The 15,980-nt window shown below is 71.2% G+C and carries 18 protein-coding genes; 3 read left to right on the top strand and 15 right to left on the bottom strand.

From position 1 onward, the window contains the following. Nucleotides 1-50: 50 nt before the first annotated feature. Nucleotides 51-1,322, bottom strand: coding sequence for an MFS transporter (locus ACZ5UM_RS07390; protein WP_464847897.1), 1,272 nt, complete (start codon nucleotides 1,320-1,322; stop codon nucleotides 51-53). A gap of 164 nt (nucleotides 1,323-1,486) precedes the next feature. On the opposite strand from ACZ5UM_RS07390, the gene ACZ5UM_RS07385 reads away from it, so the two are divergent. Continuing rightward, nucleotides 1,487-2,512, top strand: coding sequence for a hypothetical protein (locus ACZ5UM_RS07385; RefSeq protein WP_464847895.1), 1,026 nt, complete (start codon nucleotides 1,487-1,489; stop codon nucleotides 2,510-2,512). Nucleotides 2,513-2,517: 5 nt separating this feature from the next. On the opposite strand, the gene ACZ5UM_RS07380 is transcribed toward ACZ5UM_RS07385, so the two are convergent. The 12 genes from ACZ5UM_RS07380 to ACZ5UM_RS07325 all read right to left on the bottom strand — a co-directional run bounded on the left by ACZ5UM_RS07380 (nucleotide 2,518) and on the right by ACZ5UM_RS07325 (nucleotide 12,532). After that, nucleotides 2,518-3,114, bottom strand: a complete 597-nt coding sequence (locus ACZ5UM_RS07380) for a hypothetical protein (protein ID WP_464847894.1) — start codon at nucleotides 3,112-3,114, stop codon at nucleotides 2,518-2,520. A gap of 22 nt (nucleotides 3,115-3,136) precedes the next feature. After that, nucleotides 3,137-4,135 (bottom strand): flotillin-like protein FloA, encoded by a 999-nt coding sequence (floA, locus tag ACZ5UM_RS07375; protein WP_464847893.1) that lies wholly within the window; start codon nucleotides 4,133-4,135, stop codon nucleotides 3,137-3,139. Nucleotides 4,136-4,160: 25 nt separating this feature from the next. Continuing rightward, nucleotides 4,161-5,495 carry an NfeD family protein gene (locus tag ACZ5UM_RS07370; RefSeq protein WP_464847892.1) on the bottom strand — a complete coding sequence of 445 codons (1,335 nt, stop codon included), beginning with the start codon at nucleotides 5,493-5,495 and terminating at the stop codon, nucleotides 4,161-4,163. A gap of 49 nt (nucleotides 5,496-5,544) precedes the next feature. Next, nucleotides 5,545-7,683 (bottom strand): molybdopterin oxidoreductase family protein, encoded by a 2,139-nt coding sequence (locus ACZ5UM_RS07365; RefSeq protein WP_464847891.1) that lies wholly within the window; start codon nucleotides 7,681-7,683, stop codon nucleotides 5,545-5,547. A 32-nt stretch (nucleotides 7,684-7,715) separates the two neighbouring features. After that, entirely contained in the window at nucleotides 7,716-8,186 is a 471-nt protein-coding gene (locus ACZ5UM_RS07360) for an HAD family hydrolase (RefSeq protein WP_464847890.1), read from the bottom strand. A 29-nt stretch (nucleotides 8,187-8,215) separates the two neighbouring features. Next, nucleotides 8,216-9,193 (bottom strand): molybdopterin-binding protein, encoded by a 978-nt coding sequence (locus ACZ5UM_RS07355; protein WP_464847888.1) that lies wholly within the window; start codon nucleotides 9,191-9,193, stop codon nucleotides 8,216-8,218. A gap of 15 nt (nucleotides 9,194-9,208) precedes the next feature. Next, complete coding sequence (locus ACZ5UM_RS07350; RefSeq protein WP_464847887.1) at nucleotides 9,209-9,793, bottom strand: 4Fe-4S dicluster domain-containing protein; 585 nt, start codon at nucleotides 9,791-9,793, stop codon at nucleotides 9,209-9,211. Nucleotides 9,794-9,911: 118 nt separating this feature from the next. Then, complete coding sequence (locus ACZ5UM_RS07345; RefSeq protein WP_464847886.1) at nucleotides 9,912-10,361, bottom strand: GatB/YqeY domain-containing protein; 450 nt, start codon at nucleotides 10,359-10,361, stop codon at nucleotides 9,912-9,914. Between the two features lie 21 nt (nucleotides 10,362-10,382). Then, nucleotides 10,383-10,559 (bottom strand): 30S ribosomal protein S21, encoded by a 177-nt coding sequence (rpsU, locus tag ACZ5UM_RS07340; protein ID WP_464847884.1) that lies wholly within the window; start codon nucleotides 10,557-10,559, stop codon nucleotides 10,383-10,385. 86 nt (nucleotides 10,560-10,645) lie between these two features. Continuing rightward, nucleotides 10,646-10,990 (bottom strand): histidine triad nucleotide-binding protein, encoded by a 345-nt coding sequence (locus tag ACZ5UM_RS07335; protein ID WP_464847883.1) that lies wholly within the window; start codon nucleotides 10,988-10,990, stop codon nucleotides 10,646-10,648. A gap of 101 nt (nucleotides 10,991-11,091) precedes the next feature. Then, nucleotides 11,092-12,195 carry a D-alanine--D-alanine ligase family protein gene (locus tag ACZ5UM_RS07330; protein WP_464847881.1) on the bottom strand — a complete coding sequence of 368 codons (1,104 nt, stop codon included), beginning with the start codon at nucleotides 12,193-12,195 and terminating at the stop codon, nucleotides 11,092-11,094. Between the two features lie 34 nt (nucleotides 12,196-12,229). Further along, a complete protein-coding gene (locus ACZ5UM_RS07325; protein ID WP_464847880.1) occupies nucleotides 12,230-12,532 on the bottom strand; it encodes a hypothetical protein in 303 nt (100 codons plus the stop codon). Nucleotides 12,533-12,762: 230 nt separating this feature from the next. Here ACZ5UM_RS07325 and ACZ5UM_RS07320 point away from each other — a divergent pair, with 230 nt between their 5' ends. Then, nucleotides 12,763-13,518 (top strand): PIG-L deacetylase family protein, encoded by a 756-nt coding sequence (locus ACZ5UM_RS07320; protein WP_464847879.1) that lies wholly within the window; start codon nucleotides 12,763-12,765, stop codon nucleotides 13,516-13,518. A 12-nt stretch (nucleotides 13,519-13,530) separates the two neighbouring features. Continuing rightward, a complete protein-coding gene (locus ACZ5UM_RS07315; protein ID WP_464847877.1) occupies nucleotides 13,531-14,325 on the top strand; it encodes a PIG-L deacetylase family protein in 795 nt (264 codons plus the stop codon). 9 nt (nucleotides 14,326-14,334) lie between these two features. Here ACZ5UM_RS07315 and ACZ5UM_RS07310 read toward each other — a convergent pair whose 3' ends face one another. Together ACZ5UM_RS07310 and prmA are read right to left on the bottom strand one after the other, a co-directional pair. Further along, complete coding sequence (locus ACZ5UM_RS07310) at nucleotides 14,335-15,066, bottom strand: 16S rRNA (uracil(1498)-N(3))-methyltransferase (RefSeq protein ID WP_464847876.1); 732 nt, start codon at nucleotides 15,064-15,066, stop codon at nucleotides 14,335-14,337. Further along, the gene (prmA, locus tag ACZ5UM_RS07305; protein ID WP_464847875.1) at nucleotides 15,063-15,977 is read right to left on the bottom strand and encodes a 50S ribosomal protein L11 methyltransferase; all 915 of its coding nucleotides are present in this window, start codon (nucleotides 15,975-15,977) and stop codon (nucleotides 15,063-15,065) included. The genes ACZ5UM_RS07310 and prmA overlap by 4 nt, the downstream gene beginning before the upstream one ends. Between the last annotated feature and the right edge of the window lie 3 nt (nucleotides 15,978-15,980).

The raw sequence follows: 15,980 nt of genomic DNA, 5'->3' as shown, positions 1-15,980 counted from the left end.
AGCGGCCCGGGGCTGCCGATGCAGCCCCGGGCCGCTTTGTGGCTGTTCGCTCAGTCCGCCGGCGCACCGGTGGTCCTCACGGCCCCCTGCGGCTCCGGCCGCAGGGTGAGGTATCCGTAGACCCCCGCCGCCAGGTAGGCCAGGGCGTAGCCCAGCATGGTGGTCGCCGCCCCGAAGCGGTCGGCCAGGGCGCCGGCCATCAGGTTGCCCGGGATCATGATGAGGGCGCTGATCGTGCCGAAGGAGCCGAAGATGCGGCCGCGCACGTTGTCGGGGACGAGATCCGCCACGGCCACCTGCAGCCCGACGTTGATGGCCCCGCTGCCCAGGCCCAGCAGCATCAGGAAGGCGGAGCTGGGGAGCAGGCTCCGGGCCACCACGGCGCCGGTGGCGGTGAACCAGATGTAGCAGCAGCCGAGGCTGAACAGGTGGCGCCAGTGGACGCGGCCCCCGATGGCCCCGATCAGGAACGCCCCGAGCACGGCCGCGCCGCCGAAGGCGGCCAGCACGAATCCCATCTGCTCCGCCGCCACGCCCAGAGTGACGGTGAAGAAGGTGACCAGCAGCACGTTGGTGCCCGAATCGCCGAAGTTGGCGATGCAGAGGCCGGTCAGCAGGTAGCGGAGGGCCGGGCGCTCCCGCACCACGGCGGCGGCCTCCCGCAGGTCGCGGACCAGCTTGGTCAGGGGGGAGACGGCCCGGCGCGGACCCGGCTGCGCGTCGGCCCGCCCCGGCGCCTCGCCCGGCGCGGCCACCGGCACCCGCATGCCCGCGTGCAGGACGGCGGATGCCAGGAAGAGCCCGCCGTTGATGGCGAACACGCCGGCCGGCCCCACCAGGACGAGCAGGACGGCGCCCAGGCCGTTGCCGAACAGCATGGCCAGCCGCTGGGTCATGACGTTCAGCGACCCCGCGGTCACCAGTTCCTCCCGCCTCACCAGGTTGGGCAGCAGGGCGGAGCTGGCCGGGCTGAAGAAGGCCGTGGCCACGGCGGCGGCAAAGTCCAGCCCGATCAGGGCCAGCGGGTCGTGCACGAAGATCATGCTGAACATGAGGGCCGCCCGCACGACGTCCGCGCAGACCATGATCGCCTTGCGGGGCAGCCGGTCGGCCAGCGTCCCGGCCACGGGGCCCAGCAGCAGGGTGGGCAGCATGTTGGCGACCACGACCAGGGACGTGTAGAAGCCCAGACGGTCTGGGTCCTGGCTGAACAGCTTCACCAGGGCGAGGGTGTTGAAGAAGTCGCCCACATGCGCCGTAGCGGCAGCCAGCCAGAACATGAGGAAGCTGCGGTTGCGGAGCAGGGCCAGATAGCGGGTCAAAAGCCGTCACTCCCCCGGGGTTGCCTCCCGCGATGTCTGGCTCCATGTTACGGGGAACCACCCCGGCGCAAATCGTACGTCGGGGACGAAAGGGCATCGTACGTTGGTACGAGTGCGCCATCGGACGGGCAGACTAGCCGCAGGGGGGTGTCGTTCTGGTCAACTTGTTTTCGGTGCGCGGCCGGCACGGCCCGCAGCTCACCCCGGCGCTCATGGCGCTGCTGGAGCACGCGGACCGGGCCGTGCTGAACGGGCTCCTGCGCCTGGCGGGCCTGGACGTTCCGGCCGGCGGCGAGGCCGCCTTCCACTTCCCGGCGCCCGACGGCGCCGACGGCGCCGGTGAAATCCACCTGGGCGACCGGCGGATCTGGCTGGCCGCGGTGGCGCCCGGCGAGGAACCGCCGCCGCTGCCGGCCGGGGGCGCGGAGCCGGTGATCATCAGCCCGGGCGCGCCCGCGGGCCGGGACGGCGACCCGGTGCACCGGCTCTCGTGGGACCGGGTCGATCGCTGGCTCGGCGAGGTGGAGGCACAGTACGACGCGAACACCCGGACCGGCTTCCTCGTGCGCCAGTTCCGCGCCTACCTGCCGGAGGCCGGCATCCGCTGCTTTCCCGGGTTCGATGCGGAGATCCTCGCCCGGGCCCCCCGGGCCTTCCGCGACCTCGCCGAGTTCCACAGCCGTGTGGAAGCGCTGTTCGAGCAGATCGGGACCGGGTTCGCCGCCTCCTGGCCCCTGCTCCGCACGGCGCGGCCGCAGGACGTGCTCGCCGGGTACTGGTTCCGGGACTACGCGGGCGCCGGGAAGGGCGAGGACGACTTCGTGCGCATCGCCCTGCACCTGGAGGCCGGCGAGCTGCAGATCGCGGTCTGGCTGTCGCCGGGCGGCGCGCCCCACGCCCGGCTGCAGGCCGCGCTGGCGGAGGAGGGCGGACTGGGCGAAGCGCTGCGGGCCCTCACACCGCCGCCCGTGCTCCGCCTCTGGTCCGCCGCGGACGAGCGGCAGATCCGGGCCGAGGAGCTGGACCCGGCCCTCCGCGGGACGGTGGACTGGACCAGCTACACCGTGGCCGTCCAGGTCGCCCGGCCCCTTTCGGATCTGGCCGGCGAGGGGCTGCCGGAACGGCTGGCCGGATGGACCCAGGAGCTCCTGGACGTCCTGGCGCCGGTGCTGGCCGACGTGGTGCACTGATGCTTCTACCGCCTGCCCCACGGCCGCAGGGCCCTGGGCTTGCCCAGCACCTCGGACAGGAGCACCGCCTGCGCGAGCCCCTGCCGGGTGGCCAGCAAGGCCAGCGCCGACCGCCGGGCATCGCCTGCAGACCCGGTGCCTGCCCCGGCGCCGGCTCGGGGCGCAGGGGACGCGGCGCTTTCCGCACGGCTCCGCAGCGTGCTCAGCGGGTTTGAGCGCACGACCTCCGCGCGGACGCCCGGGCTTGCAAGGCCCTCCGTGCGGACACCTTCGGTGCCGAAGCCTTCGCTGCGGACGCCCTCGGAACCAACGCCCTCAGCGCTGGTCCATGCGGGCCTCGGTCCCGGACCGCCGGGAACGGGGCCCGCCGCGCGCCGCGGCGCCGGGGGACGCGCCTCGGCCGGTGAAGGCGTGACCGGGCGCACCTCCGCAGGCCCGGGCGAACCCGCCCGCTGCGGAAGCTCCGTGCCTGCCGTCTCCGCCGGCCGGTCGGGCGCGAGCGGCTCGGGGTCGGGATCCTCGGCGCCGTCGATCCGCTTGCGGATCCGGCCCCAGACGAGGCCCACTACCGCGATCACCAGGAACTTGATGACGTCCTCCAAGACATTCTCCAGGGCGGATCACCTACTTCTGCTCTTCACCGCCGGCCTGGCTGCCCTTCGGACCGCCGCCCAGCGCCTCCCGCATGGCGGTGTCCGCCATGAGGTTCTGCATCTGCAGGTACTCCATCACGCCGAGCTTGCCCTCGCGCAGGGCCTGCGCCAGAGCCCGGGGCACCTCGGCCTCGGCCTCGACCACCTTGGCCCGCATGCGCTGGGTCTCGGCCCGCATCTCCTGCTCCTCGGCCACCGCCATGGCCCGCCGTTCCTCAGCCTTGGCCTGCGCCATGACCTTCTCGGCCTCGGCCTGGTCGGCCCGCAGCCGTGCGCCGATGTTGGCGCCCACGTCCACGTCCGCGATGTCGATGGAGACGATCTCGAACGCGGTGCCCGCGTCCAGCCCCTTGGCCAGTACGGTGCGGGAGATCATGTCCGGATTCTCCAGCACCTCCTTGTGGCTGTTGGCCGAACCGATGGTGGAGACGACGCCCTCGCCGACCCGGGCGATGATCGTATCCTCGCCCGCGCCGCCGACCAGCCGGTTGATGTCGGCCCGCACGGTCACTCGCGCCTTGGCCCTGAGCTCAATCCCGTCCTGCGCCACGCCGGCGACCACAGGGGTCTCGATGACCTTTGGGTTGACCGACATCTGCACCGCCTCGAGCACGTTGCGCCCGGCCAGGTCGATGGCCGCCGCCCGCTCGAAGACCAGGTCGATGCCGGCCCGCTGGGCGGCGATCAGGGCGTCGACCACCCGGTCGACGTTGCCGCCGGCCAGGTAGTGCGCCTCGAGCTTGTCGATGCTGATCTCCAGCCCGGCCTTCTCGGCCTTGATCAGCGCGTTCACGATGCGGTGGGGCGGCACCCGGCGCAGCTTCATGCCGATCATGTAGAAGATGCCGACCCGCACGTCGGCCGCGGCGGCCGAAATCCACAGGCCGACGGGGACGAAGCTGAAGAAGAGGACGAGAAGCAGGATGACCAGGAACGTGGGAATGAGAAAACCGAGTTCAGGCATGGGCAAACCTCCTCATGAACCTCCTCACACATCAGGACTGTTTCCCGACGGACCGGACCACGATGCGGGTCCCTTCGACCCGGACGATCTTCACGGGCACGCCGGCCGGCAGGAACTCCCCTTCGGTCACCACGTCCAGCCGCTTGTCATCGAACACGGCGGTGCCCGCCGGACGGAGCACGGTAAGGCTCACGCCCTCCCGCCCCACCAGCCGGCTGCGGTCCTCGCCGTGGGCGGACCATTCTTTCGCCGTGTCTTTCAGCGTAAGCATCTTGCCCAGCCCCCGCCGGCTGATCGCCCGGATCACGGCGAAGAGCACGACCGCCGAGGCGATGGTCGTCCACGTGAGGTACCGCCAGGCCAGGCCGGCCGACGGCGCCGCCAGGAAGATGGCCGCGCCGAAGGCGGCGATGCCGGCCACGCCGAAGATGCCGAACCCCGGCGTGAACAGCTCGACGCCCATCAACACCAGGCCGCTGACCGCCAGCGCGATCTCCACCCAGCCCGCGGTGCCCACCAGGGCGTTGCCCAGGAAGAAGAGCGTGAGGCAGATGATGCCCACGGCGGCCGGCCCGGTCAGGCCGGGCTGCGTGAACTCGATGCCGAAGGCGATCACGCCTGCCACCAGCAGCAGAATCGCAACCCAGGGCGTCGTGAGAAACCGCCCGACCTGCTCCGAGAAGGTCCACGCCGGCTCCACCAGCTGAAACTGCGCGATGCCCGCCTGGCGGATGGCGTCGTTCAGGCTCTCGGCGATGCCGTTGGCGTAACCGATGTCCACCGCCTGCTGGTAAGGCAGGGCGAGCAGCACGTCCGTCTGCCCGGGGATGGGATGGTCCTTGTCGACGAACGCCCGGGCGACGTCGGGATCCCGGTTCCGGGCGATGGCCGCCGAGGTGAAGTAGTTGACCACCACGGAGAGCGCCTTGTAGTCGGCGGGCTGCCCGGTGCCCGTGCGCGGCTCTGCCGCGCCGATCACAGAGCCCGGGTGCATGTAGAGGTACTCCGCGGCGGTGGCGATCAGGGCGCCCGCCGAGATGGCGTCGTTCTCGACGTAGGCGATGGTCTTGATCCCTTCCGGAACGGCCAGCAGGCGGTCCTTGATGCGGGCCGCGCTCTCCACGTAGCCGCCCGGCGTATCCAGCACCACGGCAATCCCGGCGGTGTCAGGGTCCGCCAGTGCCTCGTTGAAGAGGCGGTCGGCGAACTGGGCCAGCCCGGGATCGATGACCTGCCCGTTGTCGATGCGCAGGACGTAGACCTTTCCGGCCCCGTCCGCCGCCCGGGCTCCGGGCGCACCGGCCAGCAGCAGGGCGAGGCCCAGCAGCAGGACCGCGGCGCGCCAGAGGGCGCTTCGCTGGCGCATGAACGATCACCTCCAGGTGGGGCCGGGAACCTGCGCGGCCCCGGCCGGTTCAGCGCGATGCGTCATCGCGCCGGCCTTCATCCGGCGGAACGGCCCGCTCCACCTGCACCAGGTTGGTGTGGAACGAGGCGCCGCCGCCCATGTCGGCCGGCCGGTCCGTGGTCAGCACGTTGATGCCCGCGCCGTCCGGCATGTCGCGGGACCACCAGATGGTGGGCGAGATCGCGACGCCGGGCCGCGACCAGTCGCCCACCCGGGCCTGCAGCCGCACCGAGCCCCGGTCGTTGAAGACCCGGACCCAGTCGCCGCTGCGGATGCCCCGGGCCTCGGCGTCCGCCGGGTTCAGGAAGATGGTGGGCACGCCCTCCCGCTCCCGCATGCGGGGCAGGTTGGCGAAGGTGCTGTTCAGGAAGTGGTGCGCCGCCGGCGTGACCAGGGCAATCGGGTAGCGGGCCGCCAGCTCGGGCGAGCCGTCCACCGACTCTGCCGGGGGCGTGTACGCCACGACCGGGTCCAGCCCCATCTCCGCCAGGGCCTGGGAGTAGAATTCCACCTTGCCCGACGGCGTACCAAAACCGCCCTCGGCAAACGGCGCCGCCGGCCGGTTCACCTTGATGAATCGCTCCTGGCGGAGCCGCTCCAGGGTGATCCCCTCCAGGTATGGGCTGCCGCCCGAGAGCGCCTGCCGGATCAGATCCTCGTCGCTGTCCCGGAAGCAGGGCTCGGTGAACCCCATCGCCCGGGCCAGCCGGCGGAAGAGCTCGGTGTTGGGCACCGCCTCGCCCAGCGGTTCGATGGCCGGCTCGTTCAGCTGCACGTACAGGTGCCAGTACGAGGTCATGAGGTCGGTGTGCTCCAGCTGCGTGGTGGCCGGCAGCACGATGTCCGCCCAGCGGCAGGTGTCGGTGAAGAGCTGCTCGTGGACCACGGTGAACAGGTCTTCACGGGATAGACCGGCCAGCACCTTCGATTGGTTCGGCGCCACGCACGCAGGATTCGAATTGTACACGAAGAGCGCCTTGACGGGCGGGTCCTGCAGTTCGGTGAGCGCCTTGCCCAGCTCGATCATGTTGATGGCGCGCGGGGGCGGAGACGGCATGAGGTCGGGGCGCTCCAGCGCCGCCGAGTTCAGCCCGTAGGAGCCCGAATTGGACAGCAGGAAGCCGCCGCCCCGGTCCCGCCAGTGGCCGGTGAGCGCCGGGATCATGCAGATGGCCCGCACGGTGGAGCCGCCGTTGGTGTGCCGCTGCAGGCCGTAGCCCACCCTCAGGACCGCGGGACGGCTCTCCCACCAGAGCCGCGCCAGCCGCTCGATGTCGGCCGCGGCGATGCCGGTCACCGCCGCCGCCCGCTCCGGCGGCCACTGGGCCACCTTTTCCCGCAGCTGCTCGAACCCCAGCGTGTACCGCTCCACGTAGTCCCGGTCGATCCAGCCCTCCCGCACCAGCACGTGCATCAGCCCCAGCGCCAGGGCCGCGTCGGTGCCCGGGCGGGGTGAGAGGTGCAGGTCGGCCTCACGCGCCGCCTTGTAGCGGTAGGGGTCGATGACCACCAGCGTGGCCCCGCGCCGGCGGGCCTCCTGGATGATGGGCCACTGGTGGGGGTTGGATGAGATGACGTTGACGCCCCAGACCACGATCAGCCGGGCGTGCACCATGTCCTCGGGATCGGGCCCCATGCGGTGGCCCGTCACCGACTGCACGGCCGCCGAGCCGGCCTTGGAGCAGATGGTGCGCAGGAGCCGGCTGGCCCCGAGCCGGTGGAAAAAGCGCCGGTCCATCGAGCCGTACTGCAGGACGCCGATCGTGCCCGCATAGGAGTACGGCAGGATCGCCTCGGCCCCGTACTCGGCGATGATGGCGCGGAAGCGGTCGGCGATGGTCGTGAGCGCCTCGTCCCAGGAGATGCGCGCGAACTGCCCGGAGCCCTTCGGCCCGGTGCGCTTCATCGGGTAGAGCACCCGGTCGGGGCTGTAGACCCGCTCTTCGTAGTGGTTGGTCTTGACGCACAGGTACCCGCGCGTCACCGGATGGTCCGGATCGCCCATCACCCGGACGACCCGGCCGTCCTTCACGTGCACCAGCATGGAACAGGTATCCCAGCAGTCATGGGGGCAGACGGCCCGCTTCACGACCACCCCGTCGCCGCCGCTGCGGCTCTCGGGCCGGGTCCTCCTGGAGATCTCCACGGTTCTCCCCTCCTCCTCACACGGCGGTCCCGTCAGATCCTGAGCGTCGCCGCCAGCCGTCCGGGGCGGAGCAGAAGGTCCAGCGCATCTTCCGGCGACCGCACCACCACGTCCGCGGCCATGAGGGTCGCCGCGGCCGCGCCCTCCGCCTCGAGGACGCAGATGGAGAGCGCCGCCCGGGCGAGCATCAGCCGGTCGTTGGCCCCGTTGCCGACGGCCGCGACGGAGGCCGGGCCCAGCGTCTCCACCAGCTCCGCCTTGGCCTCGGTCTGGCCGCCCTGGCCGATGATCTGCAAGATCACGGGCAGCCCCGCCGTCTCCTTCCGGGCGCTGCCGAACGTGTCGGCCGTGATCACGTGCACCTGCAGGTGCGCGGCCAGCTCCCGGATGCGCTCCGCCACCCCCGGCCGCAGCGCGCCGTCCCGGGCCAGCGTGCCGTTGTAGTCCAGTACCAGGTGCGCCAGGCGCAGCGTCTCCCGGCCGGGGATCCGCAGTTCCAGCACCCGCCTCGCCTCCCCCGTCGTTCCGATGTCTATTTCGGCAGCAGCCCGCCGTGGCCCATGCGGACGAAGTCGGCCTTGGCCAGCCGCTCGCCCGCGAGCACCCGCGGCAGCACGTGGTCGAACACCGTCTCCTTCTCCCACATGACGGCCCCGGGCAGGCCCATCACGGGCACGTCGCCCAGGTAGGCAAACAGGAACATCGAGCCGGGCAGGAAGGGCACGCCGTAGGTCACCACGTCGGCCCCGGCGCGCCGGATGGCCCCGGGCGTCGCGTCGTCCGGGTCCACCGACATCCCCCCGGTGCAGAGCACCATCTGCGCGCCCGCCGCCACGGCCTCATGGATCTTCGCCGCGGTCAGCTCCGCCTGGTCGCTGCTGTACGCCTTGTAGACCACGGGGCAGCCGAAGCGGGCCAGCTTCTCCTCCACGACCGGGCCGAACTTGTCGGGGATCCGGCCCTTGTAGACCTCGCTGCCGGTGATCACCAGCCCCGCGCGCAGCGGGGTCAGGGGCTTCACCTCGATCCAGCGGCCCACGGCCTCGGCGCGCTGAATCTGCGCCTCCGGCACCAGCAGCGGCGTCACCTTGCACCCGGCGACGATCGCCTCCGGCTCCACCAGCGTGGCGTCGCGCAGCGTGGCGATCGTGATGTCGCCGATGGCGTTGATGGTCTCCAGCCGGGCCGCGTCCACCCGCAGGAGCCCCCGGAAGGCGGCCTTCAGGCTGACCTTTCCCTCCGCGGGCGGATCCCAGCGCAGCCCGCCGCCGGCGCCGGCCCGGGCCAGCCGCAGGGCCGCTTCCTCTTCGTGCACCATGCCGGGCTGCGGCTCCCAGACGTAGAGGTGCTCCTTCCCCATGGCCAGGAGCACCGGAATGTCCTCGGGCCGGACGATCTGCCCGCGCCGGAACGCGGGGCCCTTTCCCTCGCCGGGAACGATGCGGGTCAGGTCATGTGCGAACATCAGGCCCACGGCCTCTTCCGTGGGCACTTTGCGCAGGGTGTACATCGAATACCTCCTGTTTCAGCTGCGGGGCGTTACGGTGATGGCAGGGGGCGTGCTCACGCAGACGTAGGCGCAGAGGCCGCATCCGGTGCACAGGTCCTGCTGGATCTCAGGCTTCCCGTTCACGAGCCGCAGGACCTCGTCGGGGAAGGGACACCGCTGGTAGCACAGGTCGCAGATCGACCCCTGGTGGGCCCAGCACCGGGCCGGGTCGATGGCGGCCACGCCCATGCGCACCTGCCGGGGATCGGCGACCTGGACCAGGGCCCCCGGCTGGCAGGCGGGCATGCAGCGGCCGCAGAGGTCGCAGGCCTGCTGCAGCGGGTCGATGTAGGGGGTGCCCACAGCCGCGCCCGCGGTCTCGGGCAGGAGCCGGATGGCCCCGGCGGGACAGGCGCGGGCGCAGTCGCCGCAGCGCGTGCAGGTGAGCAGGAAAGCCGCCTCAGGCAGGGCCCCCGGGGGCCGGAGCCAGCGGACGCCGCCCGAACCGCGGGCCGCCGCCTCATCGGCCGCCGCCTGCGCGGTCTCCGCCACCGCGCGCAGCAGGCTCCGGAACCCTTCCCGGAAGAAGCCGCGGCGGTCGGTCGGCTTGTCGGCGGACACGGCACCCCCCCCTTTCCGCCAGCATTGCGCTCTTCCACTATACCACGCCTGTACCCCCTTTCGCGACAAAATAAAGAAAGCCCCGATGGATGGGATTTCATCCACCGGGGCGCCCTTGCTACCCGAGCAACTCCTTGACGATCTGCTGGACCATCTTTCCATCCGCACGGCCTCGGACCTGGGCCATCAAAGGACCCATGACCTTGCCCATGTCCCGGGCGCCCTGCGCGCCCACCTGGGAGATGACCTTCCGTGCCAGGTCGCGCACCTCATCTGCGCTCAACTGTTCCGGGAGGTACGCCGACAGGATGGCGATTTCGGCCTCGGTCTTCTCGACCAGATCCTGCCGGCCGCTCCGCTGGAAGTCAGCCAGCGTTTCACGGAGCTGCTTCACCTGCTTGGTGATGATGCCCAGGATCTCATCGTCGGAGAGGGGTGCGTGCTTCTCGATCTCGGCGTTCTTCACCGCCGCCCGCAGGAACCGAATGGTCTCCAGCCGCTGTCTGCCGGCGGGGCCGGCCTTCATCGCAGCCTTCATGTCCTCGGTGAGGCGTTCATTCAGGTTCATGGGCAGCCAGCTCCTTCGACGTTAGCGGTACTTGCGCCTGCGAGCCGCTTCGCTCTTCTTCTTGCGCTTCACGCTGGGCTTTTCATAGTGCTCCCGACGGCGCAGCTCGGCGAGCACACCGGCCCTCTGCAGCTGGCGCTTGAAACGGCGAAGGGCGCTATCCAGCGACTCATTCTTGCCGATTTTGACCTCGGACATCCCGAATTTCCCTCCCCTCCGCTGGACCTGGGGGAAAAAGAACACGCTCCGCGATTATACCGCGGGGCAAACCTTATGTCAATTCTTCAGGCCACCGGGCCGAGCCAGCGGCCGCCCAGCACGTGGAGGTGGATGTGGAACACCTGCTGACCGGCATCCTTCCCGACGTTGGTGACCACGCGGTAGCCCGTCTCGGCCACGCCGGTCTCGGCAGCCACCTGCCGGACCGCCGCGAACAGCCGCCCCAGCAGCGCATCGTGCTCCGGGCCGAAGTCGGCGACGGAGGCCAGGTGCTGCTTGGGGATGACCAGCACGTGGACGGGCGCAACCGGGTTGATGTCGTGGAAGGCGAGGACATGCTCGTCCTCATACACCTTCTTCGAGGGAATCTCGCCGGCTGCGATCTTGCAGAACACGCAATCGTGGGCCATCGGTATCACTCCAGCGCACGGCTCACGCCTGAGCGGCGTACCTGCCTATTCTCGTCGATCCCTGTCGCATTATTCTTCCCCGCCGATGGAAATTCCTTCACTCACACCGAAGTGGCGTTGCGGTTCTTGTCGGCGTGCCGCTCCAGCGCCAGCGCGATCAGCCGGTCGAGCAGCTCGCTGTAGCTGATGCCCGAGGCCTCCCAGAGCTTGGGGTACATGGAGATGTTGGTGAAGCCGGGGATGGTGTTGACCTCGTTGATGTAGATCCGGTCCGTGCCCCGCTCCAGGAAGAAGTCCACCCGGGCCATGCCCGCGCCGTCGATGGCCTTGAAGGCGACCACCGCCTGCCGCCGGATCTCCTCCATGAGGTCGTCGGGCAGGTCGGCCGGGATGCGGGTCTGGGATGCCCCGCTGAAGTACTTGTCGGTGTAGTCGTAGAACTCGGCGCCGGGGAGGATCTCGCCCGCGACGGAGGCGACGGGGTCGTCATTGCCCAGGACGGCGACCTCGATCTCCCGGGCGTCGATGCCCTTCTCGACGATGATGCGCCGGTCGAACCGGGCCGCCTCCGCCATGGCCCGGTCCAGATCCTCCGGCCGCTTCACCTTGGTGATGCCCACCGACGAACCCAGGTTGGCGGGCTTTACGAAGAGCGGGTACTCGGGCAGGTGCGCGGCGATGTCGGCGCGCACCGCCTCGGGCCGCTCCTCCCAGTCGCGCCGCAGGTAGACCCGATAGGGGCCCACCTCCAGACCGGCCTGGCGGAAGAGCGCCTTGGCCACGCCCTTGTCCATGGCCACGCTGGACGCCAGCACGCCGCAGCCCACGTAGGGCACGTTGGCCATCTCCAGGAGGCCCTGAATGGTGCCGTCCTCCCCGTATGTACCGTGCAGCACCGGGAAGAAGACCACCGGCCCGTCGTGCGCCTGCGGCTTCACCGCCTCGGAGAGGGGCACCGGAGCGGGATACGCCGGGTCGCCCAGGAGACCGACGGGGAGGCCCCCGGCCGCCGTCACCCCCTCGGTCAGGGCCCGCAGCGGGTCAGCGACCTGGAGCCAGCGGCCGTCCTTCGTGATGCCGACGGGGATCACCTCGTACTTGTTCCGGTCCAGGGCCTGCAGCACGTTCCGGGCCGACATCAGCGACACCTCGTGTTCGCCGGAGCGGCCGCCGAAGAGCAGGTAGACACGGGTCTTCGCGCACATGAACGCATCGCCTCTTTTGCGTGGGGTAGTGAGATCAGCGGCTGGGGGAACGTCCACCCGGGGTCTCCGGCGTCAGTGCCGCGCCGCAGAAGTGGCACCGCATGATCCGCGCGGGCTGGCCCAGGTGGTGGCCGCACTCGGGGCAGCGCCAGTCGCGCCAGATAAACCAGAAGTATGCGCCGAAGATGCAGCAGGCCACCAGGATCGGAATCCAGCGGGCCCCGCCCCGCGCGACCAGGGGGAGCACGACGAAGGCGGCGATGATCGTCACCCAGGCTGCCGCCGTGAGCCGGATGCGGAGTCTCTCGTAGGCTTGAAAACGGTCATGCGGCTCCATGAAAGCACCTCCTGCGGGCCGCGGCGCCTCCCTGCGGTCTGTGGGCCGCCAGGCCGCCCCTCTAGCTTCTCCGCCTCTGCGGCGCGATCTTGCGCGGCAGCATCCACGCTACTTGGACGCTCCGGAGCCCCCTTCCAGTTCCGGCGCCGGCTGACGTGCCGCCGTGTGAAACCCGGCGAGCCGGCGCATGCTACCCGGGAACACCCAAATGGAGAGGGGCCGTGACCGCAGTGGAGAGACGACCGGGGTCTGCACTCCCGTGGCTGATCGCCGGCGGGGCGGTGGCCGCGGCATGGATGGTGTGGCGGCGGATGCAGCAGCCCTACTACCCGAGCGTGGCGCTGCAGGCCGGGCTGGCGATGGTGAGCCGCCGCTGGCGGGTGCTGGCCATCGGGCCGCACCCGGGCGATCTGGAACTGTTCGCCGGCGGCACCCTCCGGCTGCTGGCCCAGAACGGCAGCGCCGTGACGATGGCCGTGCTCTCCCGGGGCGAGGGGGCCACCAACCGGGCCAACATCGGGGAGATCCGGGCGCGGGAGGCGGAGCAGGCCGCGGCGATCCTCCGGGCCGAGCTGGTGCAGCTGGACCTGCCCGATGGCGGGATCCGCCCCGGCCCCGAGCTGGAACGGGCGCTGGACGATCTCTGGCTGCGCACGCGCCCGGAACTGGTGCTGGCCTTCGATCCCAAGGGCCCGACGCCGCTGGGCCAGAACCCGGACCACGTCGCCCTGGGTGCGGCCGTGCTGGCCCGGGCGCGCAGTGCGGTGGCGCGGGGCGAGCGCGTCTACTTCTACGCCGCGCGGCAGCCCAACGTGCTGGTGGACATCACCGAGGTGCTCCAGGAGAAGCTGAGCGCGGTGAAGGCCCACCGCAGCCAGCTGATCGGGCCGGACTGGGCCGTGTCCGCGCTGGCACGCTGCGCCGGCCGCCTGCACGCCGGCCGGGTGCCGGCCCTCTACACGGAAGCGTTCTACCGGCTGGTATGAGGAGGTGGCCGAATGCCCGAGCACGTGCAGGCCCGCCCTGACCGCACGCTGGCGGTGAAACGCCGGCTGTTCTCCGGGCTCTACCGGTTCGGCCGCCTGCGGGGGGTCGAGGCCGCGGCGGCCCGCCTCCTGGCGCCGGAGCATCCCGCCCTGGCCATCGCGCAGGGGGAGCTGCTCGTGCGGACGCCGCGGCGGGTGCTGGCCTTCACCGCGCACCCCGACGACCTGGAGTTCTTCTGCGGCGGCACCCTGCGGCGCATGGCGCTGGCGGGCAGCCGCATCACGGCCGTGGTGCTCTCCGACGGCGAAAAGCGCGGCAACTGGAGGGACCTCGCCGAACAGCGGCAGGCGGAGCAGTGGCACGCCGCGCGCCTGCAGGGGTACGAGTCCGTCACCTTCCTCGGGCTGCCGGACTTCGGCCTGCCTGAGGACCCCCGGCTGGAACGGGTGCTCGCGCGGGCGTGGGACCGCACGGCGCCTGAGGTGGTCTTCGCCTTCGATCCCAAAGAGCTGGTGCCGCAGATGGCCCACCGGGACCACAAGGCGCTGGGGCGCGCCGTCATGGACTTGGCCCGGGCCCGCGCGGCCGGCGGGGCACAGGTCTACTTCTACGGCACCCGCAGCCCCGATGTGCTGGTCGACATCGCGACGGTCATCGCGGACAAACTGCGGGCGGTAAAGGCGCACCAGAGCCAGATGGTCTACCTGGATGAAGCCGAGACCGACGGGGCCGTCCGGCTGATGGCCCGCATCATGGCCGGCGGTTCGGGTCTCGCGTACGCGGAAGGGCTTTACCGGTTGATCTAGCGGTCCCCGTCAGTCCCACTCCCCGCGGGCGTACAGGATTGCGGCCACCGCAGCCAGGGGCGCCGTCTCCGTCCGCAGGATGCGGGGGCCGAGGGTGACCGGAACCGCCCCGGCCCGGCGGGCGAGGTCCACCTCCCCGGGGGTCAGGCCCCCTTCCGGGCCGATGAACAGCGCGTAGGAAGCCGCGGCGGGGTGCGCCTCCAGCACCTTGCGCAGCGGCTCGCCGCCGCCCTCCCAGGCCACCAGGGCCAGGTCATGCGCCGGAATGCGGGCCACCGCCTCCTCCCAGGTGTGCAGCGGGGCGACGACGGGCACAGCTCCCCGGCGGGACTGCTCCGCCGCCTCGCGCGCGATCCGCTGCCAGCGCTCCGCGCGCTGGGCGGCCTTGCGCGCGTCCAGCCGGACCACGCTGCGGGACGCCGCCACCGGGACGAACTCCGCGATGCCCAGCTCCGTACCGTGCTGGAGCACGAACTCCATCTTCTCGCCCTTCGCCAGCCCCTGAAAGAGCGTGATGCGGATGGCCGGCTCGCCTGCAGCCGGCCCGGCCGCGACGACGCGGCCCACGGCCAGGCCGTCCTCCACCCGCTCCAGCACGCAGTCGTAGGCCATGCCCCCGGCCAGCACGGCAAAGGGCGCGCCCGGGGCCGCCCGCAGCACCCGCAGCAGGTGGTGGGAATCCTCCCGCGGCAGGACCACCGCATCCCCCTCCACCCGCTCCAGGAAGAAGCGCGGGATCATGGCCGCATCGCCAGGATGGCCACCCAGCCGTCCTGTTCCCGCACGCCGAGAGGCAGGAGCCATGCCTCGGTCATGGCCTCGCCCACGGCGTCTTTCTTCTCCGCGATGATGCCCGAGGCCAGGAACCGGCCGCCCGGCTTCAGCCGTGCGACCACCTCGGGGAGGATGTCCACGATGACCGAGGCGATGATGTTGGCCACGATCAGATCCGCATCCCCCTCGGGGACCTGGTCCAGCGTGGCGCGGCGGACGTCGACCTCCACGCCGTTCTGGCGGGCGTTCTGCTCCGCGGTCTCCACGGCCACGGGGTCGATGTCGATGGCCACCACCTCCGCGGCGCCAAGCCGCTTCGCGGCGACGGCCAGAATGCCCGAACCGGTGCCCACATCGATCACGCGGCTGCCCGGCTGGACCAGCTCTTCCATCCAGCGCAGGCAGAGCGCCGTGGTGGCGTGGGTGCCCGTGCCGAACGCCATGCCCGGATCCAGGTAGAGGGGGATCTCGCCGGCTGCCGGCGTGTAGTCCTCCCAGGTGGGGACCACCACAAGCCGGTCGCCGACCCGGGTGGGCCGGAAGTAGGCCTTCCAGGCGTGCGCCCAATCCTCTTCCTGCACCCAGCTGAACCGGGCCGGATCGACCGCCCCCAGCCCCGCAGCCCGGATCTCATCCAGGCCCGCCTCCAGGCGGGACCGCTGCTGCTCCAGATCGTCCGTCTCGGCCAGCCAGCCGGAGACCGTCACCCACGCCGGATCTCCGGGCACCAGGTCGGTCAGGTCCCACCGGTCCCGGTTCCGCTCGATGATCAGCGGGTCGTCCACCGCGTAGCCGGCGCCGGTGAGCGTGAGCAGCAGGTGCCCCACGGCATCGGCTGCGGCCCGCTGGCAGCGAATCGCAACCTCCAGATAGCGCAAGTC

This window comes from Symbiobacterium ostreiconchae (genome assembly GCF_055396975.1).
Note: the sequence above shows the minus strand (reverse complement) of the source record. Positions and strands in the feature narration are given on the sequence as shown.

Bases quoted from the DNA above. Each gene is read 5' to 3' on its own strand.
- rpsU (WP_464847884.1), bottom strand. From the start codon at position 10,559: ATGTCCGAGGTCAAAATCGGCAAGAATGAGTCGCTGGATAGCGCCCTT.
- ACZ5UM_RS07370 (WP_464847892.1), bottom strand. From the start codon at position 5,495: ATGCGCCAGCGAAGCGCCCTCTGGCGCGCCGCGGTCCTGCTGCTGGGC.
- ACZ5UM_RS07345 (WP_464847886.1), bottom strand. From the start codon at position 10,361: ATGAACCTGAATGAACGCCTCACCGAGGACATGAAGGCTGCGATGAAG.
- ACZ5UM_RS07315 (WP_464847877.1), top strand. From the start codon at position 13,531: ATGCCCGAGCACGTGCAGGCCCGCCCTGACCGCACGCTGGCGGTGAAA.
- ACZ5UM_RS07335 (WP_464847883.1), bottom strand. From the start codon at position 10,990: ATGGCCCACGATTGCGTGTTCTGCAAGATCGCAGCCGGCGAGATTCCC.
- ACZ5UM_RS07355 (WP_464847888.1), bottom strand. From the start codon at position 9,193: ATGTACACCCTGCGCAAAGTGCCCACGGAAGAGGCCGTGGGCCTGATG.
- ACZ5UM_RS07310 (WP_464847876.1), bottom strand. From the start codon at position 15,066: ATGATCCCGCGCTTCTTCCTGGAGCGGGTGGAGGGGGATGCGGTGGTC.
- ACZ5UM_RS07325 (WP_464847880.1), bottom strand. From the start codon at position 12,532: ATGGAGCCGCATGACCGTTTTCAAGCCTACGAGAGACTCCGCATCCGG.
- ACZ5UM_RS07330 (WP_464847881.1), bottom strand. From the start codon at position 12,195: ATGTGCGCGAAGACCCGTGTCTACCTGCTCTTCGGCGGCCGCTCCGGC.